The 17,696-nt window shown below is 30.0% G+C and carries 21 protein-coding genes; 12 read left to right on the top strand and 9 right to left on the bottom strand.

Annotated elements, in window-relative coordinates; genetic code table 11:
• Nucleotides 1-390 carry a hypothetical protein gene (locus MR875_02200; GenBank protein MCI6993667.1) on the bottom strand — a complete coding sequence of 130 codons (390 nt, stop codon included), beginning with the start codon at nucleotides 388-390 and terminating at the stop codon, nucleotides 1-3.
• A gap of 69 nt (nucleotides 391-459) precedes the next feature.
• Between MR875_02200 and rimI the strand changes: the two genes are divergently transcribed.
• Entirely contained in the window at nucleotides 460-915 is a 456-nt protein-coding gene (gene rimI, locus MR875_02195; protein MCI6993666.1) for a ribosomal protein S18-alanine N-acetyltransferase, read from the top strand.
• On the opposite strand, the gene MR875_02190 is transcribed toward rimI, so the two are convergent.
• On the bottom strand, nucleotides 886-1,401 hold the full coding sequence (locus tag MR875_02190) for a zinc-ribbon domain-containing protein (GenBank protein MCI6993665.1): 516 nt from the start codon (nucleotides 1,399-1,401) through the stop codon (nucleotides 886-888). The two genes, rimI and MR875_02190, sit on opposite strands and share 30 nt — an antisense overlap.
• Before the next feature lie 98 nt (nucleotides 1,402-1,499).
• Here MR875_02190 and MR875_02185 point away from each other — a divergent pair, with 98 nt between their 5' ends.
• Nucleotides 1,500-2,474 carry a hypothetical protein gene (locus MR875_02185; GenBank protein ID MCI6993664.1) on the top strand — a complete coding sequence of 325 codons (975 nt, stop codon included), beginning with the start codon at nucleotides 1,500-1,502 and terminating at the stop codon, nucleotides 2,472-2,474.
• On the opposite strand, the gene dusB is transcribed toward MR875_02185, so the two are convergent.
• Nucleotides 2,427-3,434, bottom strand: coding sequence for a tRNA dihydrouridine synthase DusB (dusB, locus tag MR875_02180; protein MCI6993663.1), 1,008 nt, complete (start codon nucleotides 3,432-3,434; stop codon nucleotides 2,427-2,429). The genes MR875_02185 and dusB overlap by 48 nt on opposite strands.
• A gap of 125 nt (nucleotides 3,435-3,559) precedes the next feature.
• Between dusB and prf1 the strand changes: the two genes are divergently transcribed.
• Entirely contained in the window at nucleotides 3,560-4,804 is a 1,245-nt protein-coding gene (gene prf1 / locus MR875_02175) for a peptide chain release factor aRF-1 (protein MCI6993662.1), read from the top strand.
• Here the strand turns inward: prf1 and MR875_02170 are convergent.
• A complete protein-coding gene (locus MR875_02170) occupies nucleotides 4,801-5,052 on the bottom strand; it encodes a hypothetical protein (protein ID MCI6993661.1) in 252 nt (83 codons plus the stop codon). The genes prf1 and MR875_02170 overlap by 4 nt on opposite strands.
• Before the next feature lie 515 nt (nucleotides 5,053-5,567).
• Here MR875_02170 and gdhA point away from each other — a divergent pair.
• Nucleotides 5,568-6,902: an NADP-specific glutamate dehydrogenase gene (gdhA, locus tag MR875_02165; protein ID MCI6993660.1), complete on the top strand. Its 1,335-nt coding sequence runs from the start codon at nucleotides 5,568-5,570 to the stop codon at nucleotides 6,900-6,902.
• Nucleotides 6,903-7,330: 428 nt separating this feature from the next.
• Here gdhA and MR875_02160 read toward each other — a convergent pair whose 3' ends face one another.
• A complete protein-coding gene (locus tag MR875_02160) occupies nucleotides 7,331-7,807 on the bottom strand; it encodes a GNAT family N-acetyltransferase (GenBank protein MCI6993659.1) in 477 nt (158 codons plus the stop codon).
• A gap of 85 nt (nucleotides 7,808-7,892) precedes the next feature.
• Here MR875_02160 and MR875_02155 point away from each other — a divergent pair, with 85 nt between their 5' ends.
• The gene (locus tag MR875_02155; protein ID MCI6993658.1) at nucleotides 7,893-8,300 is read left to right on the top strand and encodes a PaaI family thioesterase; all 408 of its coding nucleotides are present in this window, start codon (nucleotides 7,893-7,895) and stop codon (nucleotides 8,298-8,300) included.
• A gap of 439 nt (nucleotides 8,301-8,739) precedes the next feature.
• On the opposite strand, the gene MR875_02150 is transcribed toward MR875_02155, so the two are convergent.
• Entirely contained in the window at nucleotides 8,740-9,933 is a 1,194-nt protein-coding gene (locus MR875_02150; protein ID MCI6993657.1) for an aspartate kinase, read from the bottom strand.
• A 110-nt stretch (nucleotides 9,934-10,043) separates the two neighbouring features.
• On the opposite strand from MR875_02150, the gene MR875_02145 reads away from it, so the two are divergent.
• The 7 genes from MR875_02145 (at nucleotide 10,044) to MR875_02115 (ending at nucleotide 15,035) form a co-directional block, all read left to right on the top strand.
• Entirely contained in the window at nucleotides 10,044-10,562 is a 519-nt protein-coding gene (locus tag MR875_02145) for a nitroreductase family protein (protein ID MCI6993656.1), read from the top strand.
• A 113-nt stretch (nucleotides 10,563-10,675) separates the two neighbouring features.
• Nucleotides 10,676-10,966 (top strand): hypothetical protein, encoded by a 291-nt coding sequence (locus MR875_02140; protein ID MCI6993655.1) that lies wholly within the window; start codon nucleotides 10,676-10,678, stop codon nucleotides 10,964-10,966.
• A 159-nt stretch (nucleotides 10,967-11,125) separates the two neighbouring features.
• A complete protein-coding gene (gene mtrA, locus MR875_02135; protein MCI6993654.1) occupies nucleotides 11,126-11,674 on the top strand; it encodes a tetrahydromethanopterin S-methyltransferase subunit A in 549 nt (182 codons plus the stop codon).
• 313 nt (nucleotides 11,675-11,987) lie between these two features.
• Nucleotides 11,988-12,341, top strand: coding sequence for a hypothetical protein (locus MR875_02130; protein ID MCI6993653.1), 354 nt, complete (start codon nucleotides 11,988-11,990; stop codon nucleotides 12,339-12,341).
• An 8-nt stretch (nucleotides 12,342-12,349) separates the two neighbouring features.
• A complete protein-coding gene (locus MR875_02125; GenBank protein ID MCI6993652.1) occupies nucleotides 12,350-12,745 on the top strand; it encodes a hypothetical protein in 396 nt (131 codons plus the stop codon).
• Nucleotides 12,746-12,787: 42 nt separating this feature from the next.
• The gene (locus tag MR875_02120) at nucleotides 12,788-13,354 is read left to right on the top strand and encodes a restriction endonuclease subunit S (GenBank protein ID MCI6993651.1); all 567 of its coding nucleotides are present in this window, start codon (nucleotides 12,788-12,790) and stop codon (nucleotides 13,352-13,354) included.
• A complete protein-coding gene (locus tag MR875_02115) occupies nucleotides 13,347-15,035 on the top strand; it encodes an SAM-dependent methyltransferase (protein ID MCI6993650.1) in 1,689 nt (562 codons plus the stop codon). Before MR875_02120 ends, MR875_02115 begins: the two co-directional genes overlap by 8 nt.
• Before the next feature lie 74 nt (nucleotides 15,036-15,109).
• On the opposite strand, the gene MR875_02110 is transcribed toward MR875_02115, so the two are convergent.
• Genes MR875_02110 through hemC form a run of 3 tightly spaced genes read right to left on the bottom strand, consistent with a single transcriptional unit; the run spans nucleotide 15,110 to nucleotide 17,570 of the window.
• On the bottom strand, nucleotides 15,110-15,718 hold the full coding sequence (locus MR875_02110) for an orotate phosphoribosyltransferase-like protein (GenBank protein MCI6993649.1): 609 nt from the start codon (nucleotides 15,716-15,718) through the stop codon (nucleotides 15,110-15,112).
• Between the two features lie 14 nt (nucleotides 15,719-15,732).
• The gene (locus MR875_02105; GenBank protein MCI6993648.1) at nucleotides 15,733-16,686 is read right to left on the bottom strand and encodes a Gfo/Idh/MocA family oxidoreductase; all 954 of its coding nucleotides are present in this window, start codon (nucleotides 16,684-16,686) and stop codon (nucleotides 15,733-15,735) included.
• A gap of 14 nt (nucleotides 16,687-16,700) precedes the next feature.
• Nucleotides 16,701-17,570 carry a hydroxymethylbilane synthase gene (gene hemC, locus MR875_02100; protein ID MCI6993647.1) on the bottom strand — a complete coding sequence of 290 codons (870 nt, stop codon included), beginning with the start codon at nucleotides 17,568-17,570 and terminating at the stop codon, nucleotides 16,701-16,703.
• Between the last annotated feature and the right edge of the window lie 126 nt (nucleotides 17,571-17,696).

Genomic DNA, 17,696 nt, shown 5'->3' with positions numbered 1-17,696 from the left:
TTACCTCAATATGTAAAAACTTGCTTTTTTATAATTTTTTAACTTCATTTTGACCCTACCAGTATTTAGATCTTCATTTGTCAATGGTTTTATGATTAACTGGGAGCCTATTTTTTCCGCAAGATTTATTATATGTGGTTGAAGTTCACTTGGAGGCCTAATTGAGTAAATGATATCAACATCTTTGTATAATTCAAGGTTGGGATTTGTAATGTCATCTTTTATAACACTTGAATCTTTTGGGATGATGTCAGTTTTGATTAAAGTCACGTTATCCTTTTGAGATAGTATATTAGATATTCTATCAAAATTTCCAACACCAATTTCTGCAATTTTTACTTGTTTATCTCCAATTTCATTTAAAATGTAATCTCCAAAATCTTGCCACATAGTTATCCTCAATTAATATTTAATATAACCAAACTATTAAATACATTGTTTTTTATAATTAGTGTTATTATGATTATACGAAAAGTTAATCCAAATGATTTAAATAGAGTTTTTGAAATAGAAAACATGTCATTTAACCAATCTTATGGATTGAAAATGTTTCAACAACTATATGAAATGGGTATTGGTTTTTTGGTAGCCGAACATGAAGGTTATGTAATTGGTTATGTAATGTTTTGGATTAAATATGAATTTAATGGCCATATTATTTCAATAGCTGTTGATGAAAAGTATAGACGTTTGGGTGCTGGAACTAAACTTCTTGTTAAGGCCATTTCAATTTTGTCATTGCTAAATCTAGATACTATCTATTTGGAAGTAAATGAAAATAATCATGGAGCTATTGAATTTTATAAAAAATTTAATTTTAGAACTGATAGAGTAGTTCCAAATTATTATACTGATGGTGATGGCGCCATTATAATGTATTTACCTTTAAGGAAATGTCATGTTTCCGGCGATTAATTGCTGATAGTTGGTTAATGCATCTGCTGGAATCATTCCAGTTGCGTATAATGCTGCAATTAGCACTATGTAGAATGCAAATATTGCAAGTTGTATAATTCCGTGTTTTCTTACATTTGCATCTTTTCTTGTAACTAAATATATTGCGATTATTAATCCTAAAAGACCACCTAAAATTGAGAATATATATCCAAATATTATTATCCATTTAAGCCATCCACTTTGTTTTATCGGTGAACTTGTGCCTGTAACTTCTTTGTTTATTATTATTGGATTAATTTCTTGTGGTCCATTGAACTGACTCTTAAAGACTAAGGGTGTTCCGCATTTCACACAAAAATCTGCTTCGTCTGGATTTTCGTATCCGCATAATGGGCATGCATTTTGTGCAGGAGTCATTTTTGTAAATTCCCAACCGCATTTTATACAAAAACCATATTTGTCATCACTTGTTGAACCGCATTGAGGGCATCTTCTTAAAACCATACTATCACTTACTTATAATTAAATGATAATATGTTATATAGTTTTTTAATTATTTACAATAATTATATTAAACTTGCATTAGATAGTTTAATCTAATTATGATTGAAAAAATAGAAATTACGCAGAGATTTAATTTTAAACGTCTTAATCGTCATTATGAATGTTTCACAATAGATTTTTTAAACAATTCCGCATATTATAAAATCTCAGAGAGAGGTAGTGGAGATAAGTTTTTATCTGAAAGTGATCTTTGTGATGATTCTTGGATTAGCATTCTAAGTGAACTGCGTCGCAATATGACAAGTGAAATTCGTCATTTTAACTTTAAACAGGCTGATAAGTTTTTGTATGGTTTTAATGGATTGGAACTATTTAAGAATTTCGAATCGGAGAAGTTTTCTTATTTTGAAAAAATTGAATTGATTTATTCTTGTAATGTCATCATTTACTCTAGTGATAATTATGAGGAATATTCATTTAAAAATAATTTTCCAGCTAATTGGGTTAAGTTTGGGGAACTTTTAAAAGACTTGTTCAAGTTTGATGTTCTACATTTGGATTATCAAAAACAAATGGTTACTCCATTATTTTATGATATTCGCTCAAACGGAGTTTATCTTGATGAAAAACAATTAAATCTTAAAACTATTGAATTTGGACATTATCAAACTTATCCTTATGATATTCCAAAGCCTAGATTAATCATAGATTTCAATAAAAAACGGATTGAGGGTTACATTGATAAGGATTTGTCAGATAATGATGAAACAATAATTCTAGATTTGTTGGAAAAGTATCATGTATATAACTGGATTTTTGACGAGTATCATAATAAATCCAATACAAGAGATCCTGATGATTTAGAAGGGTATGATTGGTATTTGGAATTTGTGTTTGAAGACAACATTATTTGGCATCTGTTTGGTTATAATGATTATCCAGATACTTATGTGGGTCTTGCTCGTGAAGTTGAAAAAATAACTCGTATGGATCTTTTAGAACTTAATACAATTTCAGATGAAGATTTAATCTTGTTTGACAAATTTGGAAATATGTGCATGTTCGGTGGCTAAATAATCATCTAACAATTTAAATATCTCTTCTTTTGAGTTCATTTTAAATAATTTTGGTTTAATATCAACAGTCCTATACATTCCTTTCATGTAATATGCAGTCTGTGTTCTCATTCTTGAAATTGCTAGTTTTTTAGGTTGTGTTTCTTCAAGGATGTTTGCATGTCTTTTTGCCATAGCTATTTTTTCTTCAACAGTAACTTTTTCAGGTTCTTCACCAGTTTCTAAGTAATCAACGCATTGTTTTATGAGCCAGGGATTTCCAAGGGTTGCTCGTCCAATCATTATTGCATCACAACCAGTTTCATCAAGCATTCTTTTTGAATCATAACATGATCTGATATCACCATTTCCAATTACTGGAATTGACACTGCATCTTTAACCTCTTTGATTATTGACCAGTCTGCTGGAACATCGTATCTCTGATGTCTGGTACGTGGATGGACAGTAATTGCTGAAGCACCTGCATCTTCAATAATCTGTGCCATTTTCACTGCATTGATACTACTTTTGTCCCATCCGCTTCTAATTTTTGCAGTAACTGGTATTGGAACAGTTTCAACAACGGTTTCAACAATACGTTTTGCTTTTTCAGGATCCTTTAAAAGAGCACTGCCTGCTTTTGATTTAATAGCTACTTTTTTAACTGGACATCCCATATTTATATCGATAATGTCTGGTTTCATATTTTCATAGATATATTCAGAAGCAATTTTAAATGAATCTGTACCGCAACCGAAGATTTGTTGGGAAATGGGTCTTTCTTCATCCTTCATAAATAACATTTCTTGTGTTTTGAAATTATTGTACATTATGGCTTTATCAGAAACCATTTCAGTCTCAATTAAACCACAACCCATGGATTTAACTATGCTTCTAAATGCATGGTCACATATTCCTGCCATGGGGGCTAAAACTACTTGATTTGCTATTTTGACATTACCAATTTTCCATTTCATTACATTTTTATTTCTTTTAATTATATATTATATTTTTGTAAATTTTATTATTTTTTAATTAATTATTTATATATAAAAAAAGATAGTTAATACTATTATACTAATTTAATTTTTATAGGGATAACATGGCTGAAGTATCATCAAAAGAATTATATGAATTCAAAAAAACTTTAAAAGAACTATCTGGAAAAAGAGGTAGAGGTACAGAGCTTGTTTCCGTTTACATTCCACCTGATAAACAATTAAGTGATGTTGGTAAGCACATGAGAGATGAACTTGGACAAAGTGCTAACATTAAGAGTAAACAAACAAGAAAAAATGTACAATCTGCTATCGAAGTAATTTTACAAAGTATTCGTTTATACAAGCAACCACCTGAAAATGGTTTAGTTTTATTTGTAGGAATGATTCCTAAAGGCGGTCCTGGTACTGAAAAAATGGAAAAATATGTTTTAGAACCACCGGAACCAATCACAACTTACTGGTATAAATGTAACAATGAATTTTTCATTGAACCTTTAGAAGAAATTATTGAAGAAAGGGATACCTACGGTCTTGCTGTAGTTGACAGGAAAGAAGCTACTGTAGCTACTTTAAAAGGTAAAAAAGTTAACATCTTAACTCACTTAACCAGTGGTGTTCCTGGAAAACACAAAGCAGGGGGACAATCTCAAAGAAGGTTCGATCGTGTAATTGACCTTGCTGCTCACGAATTTAAAAAACGTATTGGTGAACACATGAATGATGACTTTTTAGATCTTAAAGATGATTTAAAAGGAATCATTGTTGGTGGACCTGGATTTACCAAAGAAGAGTTTATCCAAGGGGATTATCTCCAATATGAACTTAAAGATAAAATCATTGCAACTGTGGATACATCTTATACTGGAGAACCTGGTATTCGTGAAGTTATTGATAAATCTGCAGATATTTTAGATAACTTGGATGTAATGCATGAGAAAAAACAAGTTCAAAGATTCTTAAAAGAGTTGACCAAAGATAAAGGTTTATGTTCTTATGGTGAAAATCAAGTTAGAAATAATTTGATAATGGGTGCTGTTGACACTTTACTTTTATCTGAAGATTTGTCTAGCATGCGTAAAACATTTGAATGTACTAACTGTGGTACTCAAAAAGAAGTCACTGTTAAAACTCAAGCAGAAGCTGATAAATATGATGAAAAATGTCCTAATTGTAATGATACTTTCAAAGAAATCGCTTCAAAAGATTTAACCGATGAATTTGTTGAAAAAGCAGAAGAAATGAACACAAACGTTGAATTCATTTCCACTGAAACTGAAGAAGGTATGCAACTTTTCAGAGCATTCGGTGGTATTGCTGCTGTTTTAAGATATTACGTAGAATATTAATTATAGTATTTTGGAGATTTGTCCAAATTTTCTATAATATTATTTCTTTTTTTCTCTTTTTTTATTGTATAATAATCGTTTAATCCTTCTTCTTGTCTTATTTTGTTAATTAATTTGAAAAATAATTGCTTATTGACTTTATTTTCTTTATTTATCTCAGCATATAATGAATGCATTGTTCTATTTTTTGTAAGATAACTATTTTTCAAATCATTATATTGGGATTTAGTTAATTTTTCTACAGTCATTTTTCTCACCTTATGTTTTTGTCTACTAAAATTAAATTTTTAGTATACTTTGTAGATTAATTTATAAATTATAATATATAAATAGATGTGCTTTTTTAATTTATATGTATTTTTGTTTAAAATTTTTTGCATATTTGTTTATTTGTTCTAAATTTCTAAGTGGTTCTTCTTTAAAATTAAAAAGTTTGATTTTTTTTTACACTTCGGAATTTCTTGGTTGGCAATCATTTTCCGACTTTGTCCATTTTTTGATTATTTTTGTAGACATTTTAAATTTTTATCTTAAAAGTTATGTTCAGTTAATTATTTTTAAGTTATTATTTCTAAACAATGTTTATAATAATGATTAAATTTTATTAATTTTTTTTAGAATATTTTAGTAAAATTGAATAATATTTAAATATGAGAACATCTATATAATTAACTATATTGTTAAATTGCTGGAAAAATTCTGGCAAAAAATTTAATTTAATAATATCATATAAATTCTAAATTTATTATTTGGAGGAATAATTTTGTCATACGTAGATGAAGTAATTGAAACTATTATTGAACAAAACCCTGGTGAACCTGAATTCCATCAAGCTTTAAAAGAAGTAATGGAAACCATCAGGCCTGTAGTTGAAGAAAACGAAGAAGAATACAAAAAAATTGCACTTCTTGAAAGATTAGCAAATCCAGAAAGACAAATTAAATTCCGTGTTCCTTGGGTAGACGACAACGGTCAAGTACAAGTAAACACAGGATACCGTGTACAATTCAACAGTGCAATTGGACCTTACAAAGGTGGATTACGTTTCCACCCTTCTGTAAACATAGGTATTATTAAATTCTTAGGTTTCGAACAAATCTTCAAAAACTCCTTAACTGGTCTCCCAATTGGTGGAGGAAAAGGTGGATCCAACTTTGATCCTAAAGGAAAATCCGACAGAGAAGTAATGGCATTCTGTCAAAGTTTCATGACTGAATTATACAGACACATTGGTGCTGACACTGATGTACCTGCAGGAGATATTGGTGTAGGTGCTCGTGAAGTTGGTTTCTTATTCGGTCAATACAAAAGATTATCTAACTTATACGAAGGAGTATTAACTGGTAAAGGATTAACTTTCGGTGGATCTCTTGCAAGAACTGAAGCTACTGGTTACGGATTATTATACTTCACTAACGCAATGTTAAAAGCAAATGATATTGATATTGCTGGTAAAACCATTGCAGTATCCGGAGCTGGAAACGTAGCTATTTATGCTATTGAAAAAGCTCAACAATTAGGTGGTAAACCAGTAACCTGTTCCGATTCAACTGGTTGGATTTACGATCCTGAAGGAATTGATGTAGCATTACTCAAAGAAGTAAAAGAAGTAAGACGTGAAAGATTAACTGCATACGCAGAAGCAAGACCTAGTGCTGAATACCACGAAGGTAAAGGTGTATGGACCATTAAATGTGACATCGCATTACCATGTGCTACTCAAAACGAATTACAATTAGAAGATGCAAAAGCTTTAGTTGAAAATGGTGTACTTGCAGTTGCTGAAGGAGCAAACATGCCAACCACTATTGAAGCTACTGAATACTTACAAGCTAATGATGTATTATTCGCTCCAGGTAAAGCATCCAATGCTGGTGGGGTAGCTACTTCTGCATTAGAAATGTCTCAAAACTCCCAAAGATTATCCTGGACTTTTGAAGAAGTTGACTCAAAACTCCAAGGTATTATGGAAAACATCTTTGCAAATGTTGCAGCTGCTGCTGAAGAATATGGTTTCGATAAAAACTATGTTGCAGGAGCAAACATTGCAGGATTCAAAAAAGTTGTTGATGCAATGATTGCACAAGGAATCGTATAGATTTCCTTGTTTTTTCCTTTTTTTTATTTTAATAATCTTTTTAACTTATTCATTTTCTAACTATTTTTTTAACAAGTTTCATATTTTTATTATAATCATTATTGTTTATTATTCAGATTTGTAAAATGATGTTGTATTTTTATAAAATTATGATTTGTATTAAAAAATATTCATTCGTATTTGTACGAAAGATTTATATATTATCAAACGAATAGTTATTAATAAGAATATATCTTAAAATTTATTTATAGTATTACCATATCAGTCTCTTTTCCCGTTTTTTATAAATTTTAAGGGTATGTTCTTAAACATAAGATTGCTTTTTTTAGTACTGAACTTTATATTTTATAAAAAAGCAATCTTTAATTTCAACCATATTCTTTTTATTATATTTTGTTTATTTTTGGTGATGGTGTTTAATTGGATTATTATTCATTAACAAAGTCTTTTAGTGCATCTCCTGTAAAGTGGAATATGTTCCAATCTTTTTTTTCAGCACCAATGGATAAATAAAAATCAATGCTAGGTTTGTTCCATGAAAGGCAAGTCCATTCGAATCTACCATATTTTCTATCAATAACTATTTTTCCAAGCTCTTTAAGTAATGCTTTACCATATCCTTTTCCACGATGTTCAGGATCTACAAATAAATCCTCTAAATGCATATTGACATTTCCGATATATGTTGAGAAACTTAAGAAGTATAATGCAAAGCCAACTGGTGTTCCATCAACAAGAGCAAATATTACTTCTGCTTGTTTCTCATCAAATACCCATTTTTCAATTGCATCTTCAGTAGCGATAACCTCATCTAATCTTTTTTCATAATCTGCAAGCTTTTTTATATATTCTAAAATTAATCCAGAATCTTTTCTTTCAGCTATTTTAAATGTTAACTCGGACATAATATTATTTTGGTTAATCTTTTATTATACAATTATGGAATGATTTATTTAATATGCATAACAATTATTTAATGAGGTGTTAATTATGGCTAATTTTAATTCGTTAGAAGAAGCACGTGAATTTTTTTATAAAGATAAATTCGCAGTAAATACTGGAGTTACATTAGATGAATTAACAGAAGATAAAGCTATTTGTTCTTTGATGGTATCCGATGTTCATAAGAATGCTTATGGGGGAGTAATGGGTGGTGTAATTTTTACCTTGGCTGATTTTGCTTTTGCTGTATTGTCTAATCAAATCCATCAGTTAACTGTTGCTCAACAAGTAAGTATTAATTATCTGTCTGCTCCAAAAGGGGATAAGTTAATTGCTGAGGCAACTTGCAGAAAAAGTGGAAGGACATCATCTATTGTTATTGTGAATATTTCAGATGATGTTGGTCGTGATGTTGCACAGTTTGTGGGTACTGGTTTTAAATTACAAAAACAATGAATGATGAGATTAATTCTCATTTTTTTTATTTTATTTAAATGACATTTATTTGAATATTTTTTTAGGATTATTGATTAATTAAATAGTTTGTTAACTTAAAAACAAACTTTTATAAAATATTTTCACGATTAAAGTTAAAACCACTTAATTTATATTATAGAAAATTAATAAGTATAAATTGGCTAAAAACAAGTCGTGAAAAAATGCCATTCGAAGTTGCCTGCCGCACTTCGAATTTTTTATACAATAACTAATTGTTGCTATATGCAACAATCATATTATATTTTAGTTACATATTCTCATTTAATTTAATTGATTTTCCAGTTAATTAAAATTAGTTTTATTTTAGTTTTTGATAGTATTTTATTTGAAAAAATAAAAATATGTGATGCAGTTTTAAAATATAATATATTTTCTTGTTTGGTCTACATCAATTGATTTAATTTTTATAATTATCAAGTAATTTGGAAACTTCATATTTGAATTCCCACTCGACAAATAATAAGATTTCTGTTTTAGTGTAATTGATTAAAACAGCATCAATATTGTTTTCTGTTAAAAGATTAGCTAATGTGAGCTCAGTAATGTCAGGATTAGTAATACTGAACATTGCAGTATCTTTATCACGTGAAATGGAACTTAAATCGTCAGTTTTAATTACGTGATCATGGTATAATTCATATGCTTTATTTGCATCTGCACTGTCAATAAATACTGTTATTGAATTATGATGAGGATTCATCTTAAAAAGATTAATTCCATTTTCCAAAAGGATATTTGCAAGTGATGATACAATTCCAACTTTGTTCAATAAACTTTTTCCAACAATTGTTATTGAGGCTACAGGATTCTCATATAAGTCAATTGGCTTGTAATCTTTAGGTCCTGTAATGTAAGTTCCTTTAGAACTTAAATCACCATTTTTGAAATTAATGATTTTAGCATCAATTTTTGGATGCTTGTAATCAAGTGCATGAGGATGCAATACTTGCGCTCCATGTGTAGCAAGAGTTTTCATTTCATCAACTGTGATTTCATCTAACAAAACTGCTTCCTGTATCTTTCTTGGATCAGTTGATAAAACACCATCTACATCAGTTACGATAACAACTTCATTTGCATTTAAACATTCACCAATTAAAAATGCAGTAATGTCACTTCCGCCACGACCTAATGTAGTTACCTGGTCACCACATTTACCTAAAAATCCACAAACTACTGGAACAATATCTTGGTCAATCAAAGATTTAAGATTATTCACTTTTTCTTTTGTTTGTTCAAGGTCAATTTTACCTTCCATATAATTTGAATCGGTCATAATTGGCCATAATTCTGAGTAAGGGTCAATGAATATGGATTTAACGCCTAAGGATTCTAACGTAGCTGAGAATAATCTAACACTAATTCTTTCTCCCATACCTACTATTTCAGCATGTTGTTTATCTGTGATATTATATGTTATTGCATCGTCTGCAAGCTTTATTAAATCATCAGTTGTTTTGTTAACAGCTGATACCACGACAACAATCTGATTACCTTTTTTATATTCTTTTGCTATTGATTCGGCAGCTTTTTTAATTCTCCGCCCATTACCGACAGAAGTTCCACCAAATTTTGCTACTATTAAATCCATTAAAATTCACCTAATAATTTAATATATGTGTGGTATTTTTATTAAAGTTTTATGTATTGTAAGATTTTTTTAGATAAAATATTTTATATATCAAAGTTTAATTTTTAATCATGACATTACTAGATACCATGCTTAAAAGAAGAAGTACAAGAAAATTTACAGATAAACCAGTAACAAAAGAAGAGCTTGATAAAATTTTACAAGCAGCACTTTTAGCTCCAACTAGTATGAATAGAAAACCATGTAATTTTATGGTTGTTGAAAGACGTGAAACACTTGAAAAATTAGCCAAATCAAAAGACCATGGTGCTGATTTAATATCTGGTGCTGATAAAGCTATTGTAGTTCTTGCTGACACAATGATTGCAGATACTTGGTGTGAAGATTCTTCAATCGCTTTAACATATATGCATTTGATGGCATCTGAGTTGGATTTGGGAAGTTGTTGGGTTCAGATCCATTTAAGATCAAAGGATGGTAAAAATTCAGAAGAAATTGTAAGGGATATTTTAAAAATTGATTCTCATTATAGGATTGCAGGTATTTTAGCAATTGGTCATTCTGAGAATATTCCAAAACCACATACTATAGATGATGTTGATAAGAACAAAATACACTTTTTAATTTAGTGATTGGAACTTTAACTACTTTTAACCCTTGAATAGTTACAATATATTTATATGTATTTTTTCATATATTTTACTGTAGATATAGTTACTCAATTTATAAGGAGGATTTTTAAATGCATGTTAAAGACGTATTAGATGATTTGGATATTAGAGTCGATTTACCTCAACATTGGTATTCTACTGATGTAAGTAATGAATTTGAAGATGCTGACCTTGTTGAAAATGACGAAATAATCAAAATCAAAGTTGAAGGTGAAAAAAACACCAAAGTCATTGTCATTGATGTTGATGATGGTATGAGTGTTGTAAGTGTATTTCCTGATAAAAAAATTATTGGAGTTAAATACTTAGAAAACAAAGATGACTTTGAATATATTGGAAAACCAGCTGATTTGTATTTTTAAACCTTAAACTAAACTGTCACCCCTCTTTTTTACTATTTTTTAATTTTTAGATTAGATTATATATTTTGTTTTATGTTTCCTAATTACTGTAATTAAGTTACAAAATATTAAATATGTATAAACTATATTCTTAATCACAAAAATTAGGAGGATTTAATTATGGCTGATAAAAAAGCACCTGCAGAAGGCTGGCCTGTAATCAGTGGGGATTACATTGTTGGGGACCCTGAAAGTCCAGTGGCTGTTACAACTCTTGCTTCTCATATTGAACCTGATTTAACTGGAGCGGCAATTGCAGGACCATGTAAAACTGAAAACTTAGGTATTGAGAAAGTAGTTGCGAATATTATTTCTAATCCGAATATAAGGTTCTTAATTTTGGCTGGTGCTGAGGTTCAAGGTCACATTACTGGTCAAAGTTTCAAGGCGCTTCATGCTAATGGGGCAGATCCGGATAAAAAGAAAATCGTTGGAGCAACAGGGGCTATTCCATTTGTTGAAAACGTTCCTCTTGAAGGTGTTGAAAGATTCCAACAACAATTGGAAATTGTTGACTTGATTGATACTGAAGATGTCGGAACCATTCAAGCTAAAATCAATGAATGTGTTGAAAAGGATCCTGGTGCATTTGAAGAAACTCCTATTGTTATGGAAGTCGACGAAGAAAATCAAAAACTAGTGTTAGTTGTTGAAGAAGCTGAAGATTAATTTCAGCTTTTTTTTACTTTTTTTATTTTATTTTTTCAAATTTTTGTGTAATTTTGCATATCCTCATTGTCTTTTTTAATAATATGCAAAAAGTTTATATATGATAACAAATATACTAGTGATTACATTCTTAGTAATTGTATTTTTTACTAAAAGATGTTTAAAATAGTTAAGTTTATATACTATTGTATATAAGATATAATTACACAATTAAATCTTCATTGTAAAAATGCAGATTTTATATAATTGTATTTTGTAAAAATATTGTTGAATTCTTCCACAAAAAGTGGATTTAAAAATAGTAGGTGATAATATGAATGATTACCAATCTAACTCTGTTAACTGGAGTGAAAAAGTTAAAATCTTGGATGAAAATATTAGGCGTGAAATTGGACTCGAAGGGGACAATGAAGCAAAACATATTCTCATTAAAGTTCAAACCAACTCTTCTGAAGCCATCGAACCAGCGTTCATAGTCGGGGAAGATGATACATTCCTTGATTTATTTGTTTTATCTCCACAAGGGTCTGGCCTTATTTCTACTGCCGTTTTAAAGAACAACATTCAAAGTGTGGGTGTTATTGGTGGGGTTTCTGCTGAAAAAGTAGATATTTCTGAAGCACCTAAAGAACAGCTTGTTGATGATGTAAGTGCATTGTATCAATAGGAGTGGAAATGTCTAGATATAAATTCTACAAAAGGTCAAGAAAAAAACACAATGAATATTATAAAAGGGAGCAACTTCTCAACAGAAAGATTAGGAAGTTTCAACATGACTTCTATAATCTTTCGAATCCTCCAATTGCATTCGAATATCACCAAATGGATGCATTAAGAAAAGAAATTAAACATTTGTTCGGACTTCAAGAGTATCAGGTCTGGCAAAAATCATATAACCGTAAACATGCTTATTTCAGCCAACTCTCCCTTTTCAAATCAATGTATATGATGTGGAAACGCTTCACATATTTTGTTTATCTTGAAGAATACCACCAAGTTCCCCATCATATTGCTATGTGGGCCAAATGTATTGGCTCAACAATGGTTCCGGGCAGGTGCTTTGGAACCTAATTTTTTATATTAAATTAACTAAATTTATTATTAGTGAGAAAAATGCAAACTGTAAAACTAAATGATATTGCAGAGATTTATTCTGGCCTTTCATACAGGCGTTATTTGGATGATAATGGATCATATAATAATGTTATAGTTCAAAGATCAATTAAAGGAGATGGAATTGTTGCAGATTTTGAAAAAGTCAAATTAAAAGAGAATATTAAAGAAAGATTTTTCTCAAAGTCTGGTGATGTACTAATGAAAATGCCATATCCATTTGATGTAGTCCAATTAAATCAGGAAGGACTTGTGGTAAGTGATAGAATAGCTATTATACGATTGAATCCGGGTTTTGATTCTGCATTTATTGCTCATATGTTAACTAATGCTCACGTTAAAAAACAACTTCATGAAAGTGGAAGTACTGAAAGGATACCTCACATATCCATTAAAGAAATTAAAGAAATTGTTCTTAAAGTTCCTGATTTTGAAACACAGATAAAATATGGTCAACTTTTAAATACAATTAATGAAAAAATCGCTGAAGACTTGAAAGCTGTTGAATATGATAGACGCCTCAAAGAGGGCATTTTAAATAAACTTTGGGGGGAAAATAATGATTAAACGTAGAAAGTCTCATAATTATACAATTTTCAGGAATATTCGCACTAATCTTAGACAATCTGAATACTCCAGTGATGCCAATTATCTTTTAGTTTTAACATTTTTATACAAATACTGTTCTGATTCACTTAAAGACTATTTTTTAAGTGTTGTTGAAGATAAAGAAATTACTCTCGATGAAGCGTTCAGAGATCCGTACTATCAGGAAGTATTTAGAAATGATGCATTTCATATGTTTGGGTATTATATCAATAAACCTGAAGCATATATTGATGAAGTAATTAATAATGAATATCCTGAGAGGTTTTTCCTGACTTCTTTTGTTAGGACATTTTTTAATAATATTGAATTCATGCCAAATTCAAATTATGAAAAATATTTTAATTTTTTATTTGAATCATTTAAAAGTGAAATAAATCTTAAGAAATTGGAATTTGATAATGAACATAATCTTCTTTATAAAGATTTAATTTATTCAATCTCAAAATTAGATCTATTTGAAGATGAGTTCTCATTTACTGAAGTTTTTGATCAAATTTGTCAATCAAGATATATGGGTATTGAACATGATCCAGATTATATCAATACCATTTTAACTGAATTGGTCTGTGCAACAAAATCATCTCCTATGGATGTATATAATCCATTTTTAAATGATGCATCTTCTTTAATTAATTTATCTGATAAATTCTCATTTCCTTACGGCAAATCATATGGAAAATGTTTTGATAAATTAACTTACTGTGTTGGTATGGTCAGACTTTTTATGAACTATTTTGATTTGGATGGAGTATTTTTAGAATTTGGAAATGCAATTGACTCTGTTGATATTGATGGTGCTTCCTATGATGTAATTATATCAAAATTACCTCAAATTGGAGGTTGGAGCTCCAGAATATCCAATAAAACTCAAAATATTGAACTTTCTAAAAGAAGCAAAAGAAGAAAGCTTGAAAATGTTCTTTCATCAAACTTCAAGATGAGTGAAAAGTCTTTTGCTGATGATGCTCAACTGAATGATGCTTTGGAAAGCTTACTTGAAAAAATGGACATGGATTTAGGTTCTGAAATTGAATTTAATGGAGAATATGAATCACTCAAAGACAGTGAATACTTATTCCTGATTAATTTAATAAATAACCTTAAAAATGATGGAGTAATGGTTGTTGCTATTCCTCAAAGTTTTTTATTTAAGAATTCATTGTCTACATTAAGAAAATATTTAACTCTTGAACATAATTACCTTGATACTATAATTAGTATTCCTGATGAATTGGGCAGATCTGCAAGGCCTGAAATTATCTGTGTATTTAGAAAAAATAGGAATAGTGATAATTTACTGTTTGTTGATTTATCACAAAATTTTAAAACAAAAAAATCTTCAAATGCATTGCCAGGGATGTTTAAAAGGAATTTGTTATTGTCTGAGGATAGTATAAATAAATTAATTGATGTTTATAAGAACAATCAAATAATTGATAAATATTCTAATGTTGTATCTATTTCAGATATTGAAAATAATGATTTTAATTTATCTGTTTCAAGATATGTGGATACATTTGAAGGAGAATTTATTCAACTAAAAGATTTGGTTCATGAAAAAGAGGAAATCACTTCAAATATCAAAAGATTAAATAAAAAGATTGATGAAATGATGGATGAGTTAAATATTAACTTTTAAATTATTTTAATAATTATGAATGTATAAGTTGCATTCTGGTTTTTTTATCTTAAAAAAGAGAAAGTAAAGTAGATTTATAATCTACTAATTTTAATTAAAGATTCAACAGGAACTCCTTCGATTTCAGAAAGGCCTGCTTTATCAATTAATACAGTAACACAGGTAGGTTCTCCACCTAAGTCTTTTACTGTATGAATTACTTCTTTTACAGTTTTTCCACTGGTGATAACATCGTCAACAATAACTACTCTTTTACCTTCAACAGTTCCGAAGTTAGTACTTATTGCTCCATTATCTTCGGTTGAATCTTGGTCTTTTCTGTGTTTGTTTGGGTGGAAAATAGCAAGAGAAGTATCAATTCCAGTCATGTCTTCAATGAAGTCAGCCATTACAGTTGCAAATGGAACTCCACTCACTGCAATTCCAACAACAGTATCTGCTTCTCCATGGGATAATGCCATATCACTTAAAGCACCTGAAACGTAACTTAAACGTGTGGAATTTCCACCAATGCTTTTCCAATTGATAGCAAAGTCTACTGGAGCATCGGTTTTTTTTTCTGTTTTTTGAAGAATTAACCATCTTGCAGTATCCATACTTACATTAAGTTCGTCAGCGATTTCACCGGTTGTAAAACCATGTTTTCTTAATTCTTGTGCTTTTGCGATTAATTTTTGTTTCACACTATCACCTTTGATTATAATTCATCAAAACTAATTGGTTTATGTTCTTTAGAGGATCTATTTGCTGCAATAACCATTTTAAGTGCTTTGAGTCCATCTTCACCAGTAATTTCTGGTTCAGTACCATTTACTACAGCATTTAAGAATGAAATTAATTCTCCTTTTAAAGGTTCTTCATGTTTAATTTGTATGTCTTGTGCGAATTTACCGTAAACTTCAATGCTTTGTTGGATGTAATCTACGGATATGATTCCTGCAGTACCGGTAAGTTCTAATTCTCTACGTTTGTAAGGAGTTAACCAGTTTACTTCAATAATTCCAGTTGATTCATTGTCGAAGTTAACCATAATTTCAGCATGATCTTCAAATTCACAATCACCTAATATATTGTTCATGCTACCATAAACTTGTGTGACTTCTTCATCGAATAAATAGTTCATTATATCTAAATCGTGAATAGCTAAATCTATTGCAACACCAACGTCTTTGATTCTTGGTGGTAATGGACCTACTCTTTTTGCAAATGCAGATACAATATCTCCAATTACTCCATCATCTACAAGTTCTTTAGCTTTTTGAACAGCAGGATTAAATCTTTCAACATGTCCAGTTGCAAGTAATACTCCAGCTTCTTTAGCAGCTGCAATCATTTCTTCTGCTTCTTCTAATGTGAATGCAATTGGTTTTTCAACTAAAACGTGTTTTCCATTTTTAATTGCTTCCATTACCACATTGTGGTGGAAGGTAGTAGGAACACATACGCTTACTACTTCAATTTCAGGGTTTTCAAGTAATTCACTGTATTCAGTGTATCCTTTAGCACCATATTTTTTCTCAATTTTTTTAAGTGCTCTTTCACTTACATCACTTACAGCGACTAAATTTGCTTCTTCGATTTTGTGATAGACACGAACATGGTTTTCACCCATTGCACCTACACCAATAACTCCTACGTTAACAGTTCTCAATTTAATTCCTCCGTTTAAACATAATCCTGGAAATGTTCTCCAATGCGTCTGCCAAGTTCAATCGCATTTCTAATAGAACCTTTCTGGGTTTCCTCTTTAAGGATTTCTCCTTCTTTAGTTAATAAGATTGAATAAAGTTTGAATTCTTTATCATTCATGCGAGCAATGGCTCCTATAGGCCATTGGCATCCCACACCAAGTTCTTCTAAAATCATTTTTTCAGCAAGTACTTCTTGCATGGAAATGTAATCATTTAACTTTTGAATTGTTTCTTTCTTATCAGAGTCTTTTCTAGTAATGATTGCGAGTGCTCCTTGTCCTGCTGGAGGTGTAATGTAATCTACAGGAAATACTTCTTTAATGTATTTTGTAAGATTTAATCTTTTAATACCAGCTTCAGCCATAATAGTAGCATCCAAATCACTATTAAGTGCTTTATCAATTCTAGTTTCAATATTTCCTCTGATAGGTTTAAGATCGAATTCTTTTTCGTAACGATTACAGAATGCTTCTCTTCTAAGGCTGCTTGTTCCAAGTTTTGATCCGGGTCCAAGTTCTGCCCATGATTTTTTTGAGATAAGCACTTCATTTGGAGATTCACGTTTAGGAACTGCAGCAATCTCTAAATCTTCATTTAGCTCGGTGGGTAAATCTTTAAAACTATGTACTGCAAAATCAACTTCTTCGTCTAAAAGTGCAATATCGAGTTCTTTTGTGAATAATCCTTTTGAATCCATATTGTACAATTGTGAAGTAGTAATTTTATCTCCTTTGGTCTTAATAATTTCTAAATCAATAGCTTCTCCAGTTATTTTCTCTAACCAAGCACATACTTGTTTGGTTTGGGTTAAAGCTAATTGACTTCCGCGAGTTCCAACAATCATTTAGCATCTCCAATTTTTTAAAAATTAATTGTATAAGTTATAAGTTATATAATTTTGTTACATTGTTAAGTATGAAATTAATAATTATTAAATGTTTATAATTTTTTACAAACAAAATTTTTTAAA

Source organism: Methanobrevibacter sp. (assembly GCA_022775905.1).
Lineage (GTDB): Archaea > Methanobacteriota > Methanobacteria > Methanobacteriales > Methanobacteriaceae > Methanocatella.
The sequence above is the reverse complement of the archived record's forward strand: the minus strand, read 5'-3'. Positions and strand labels throughout refer to the sequence as shown.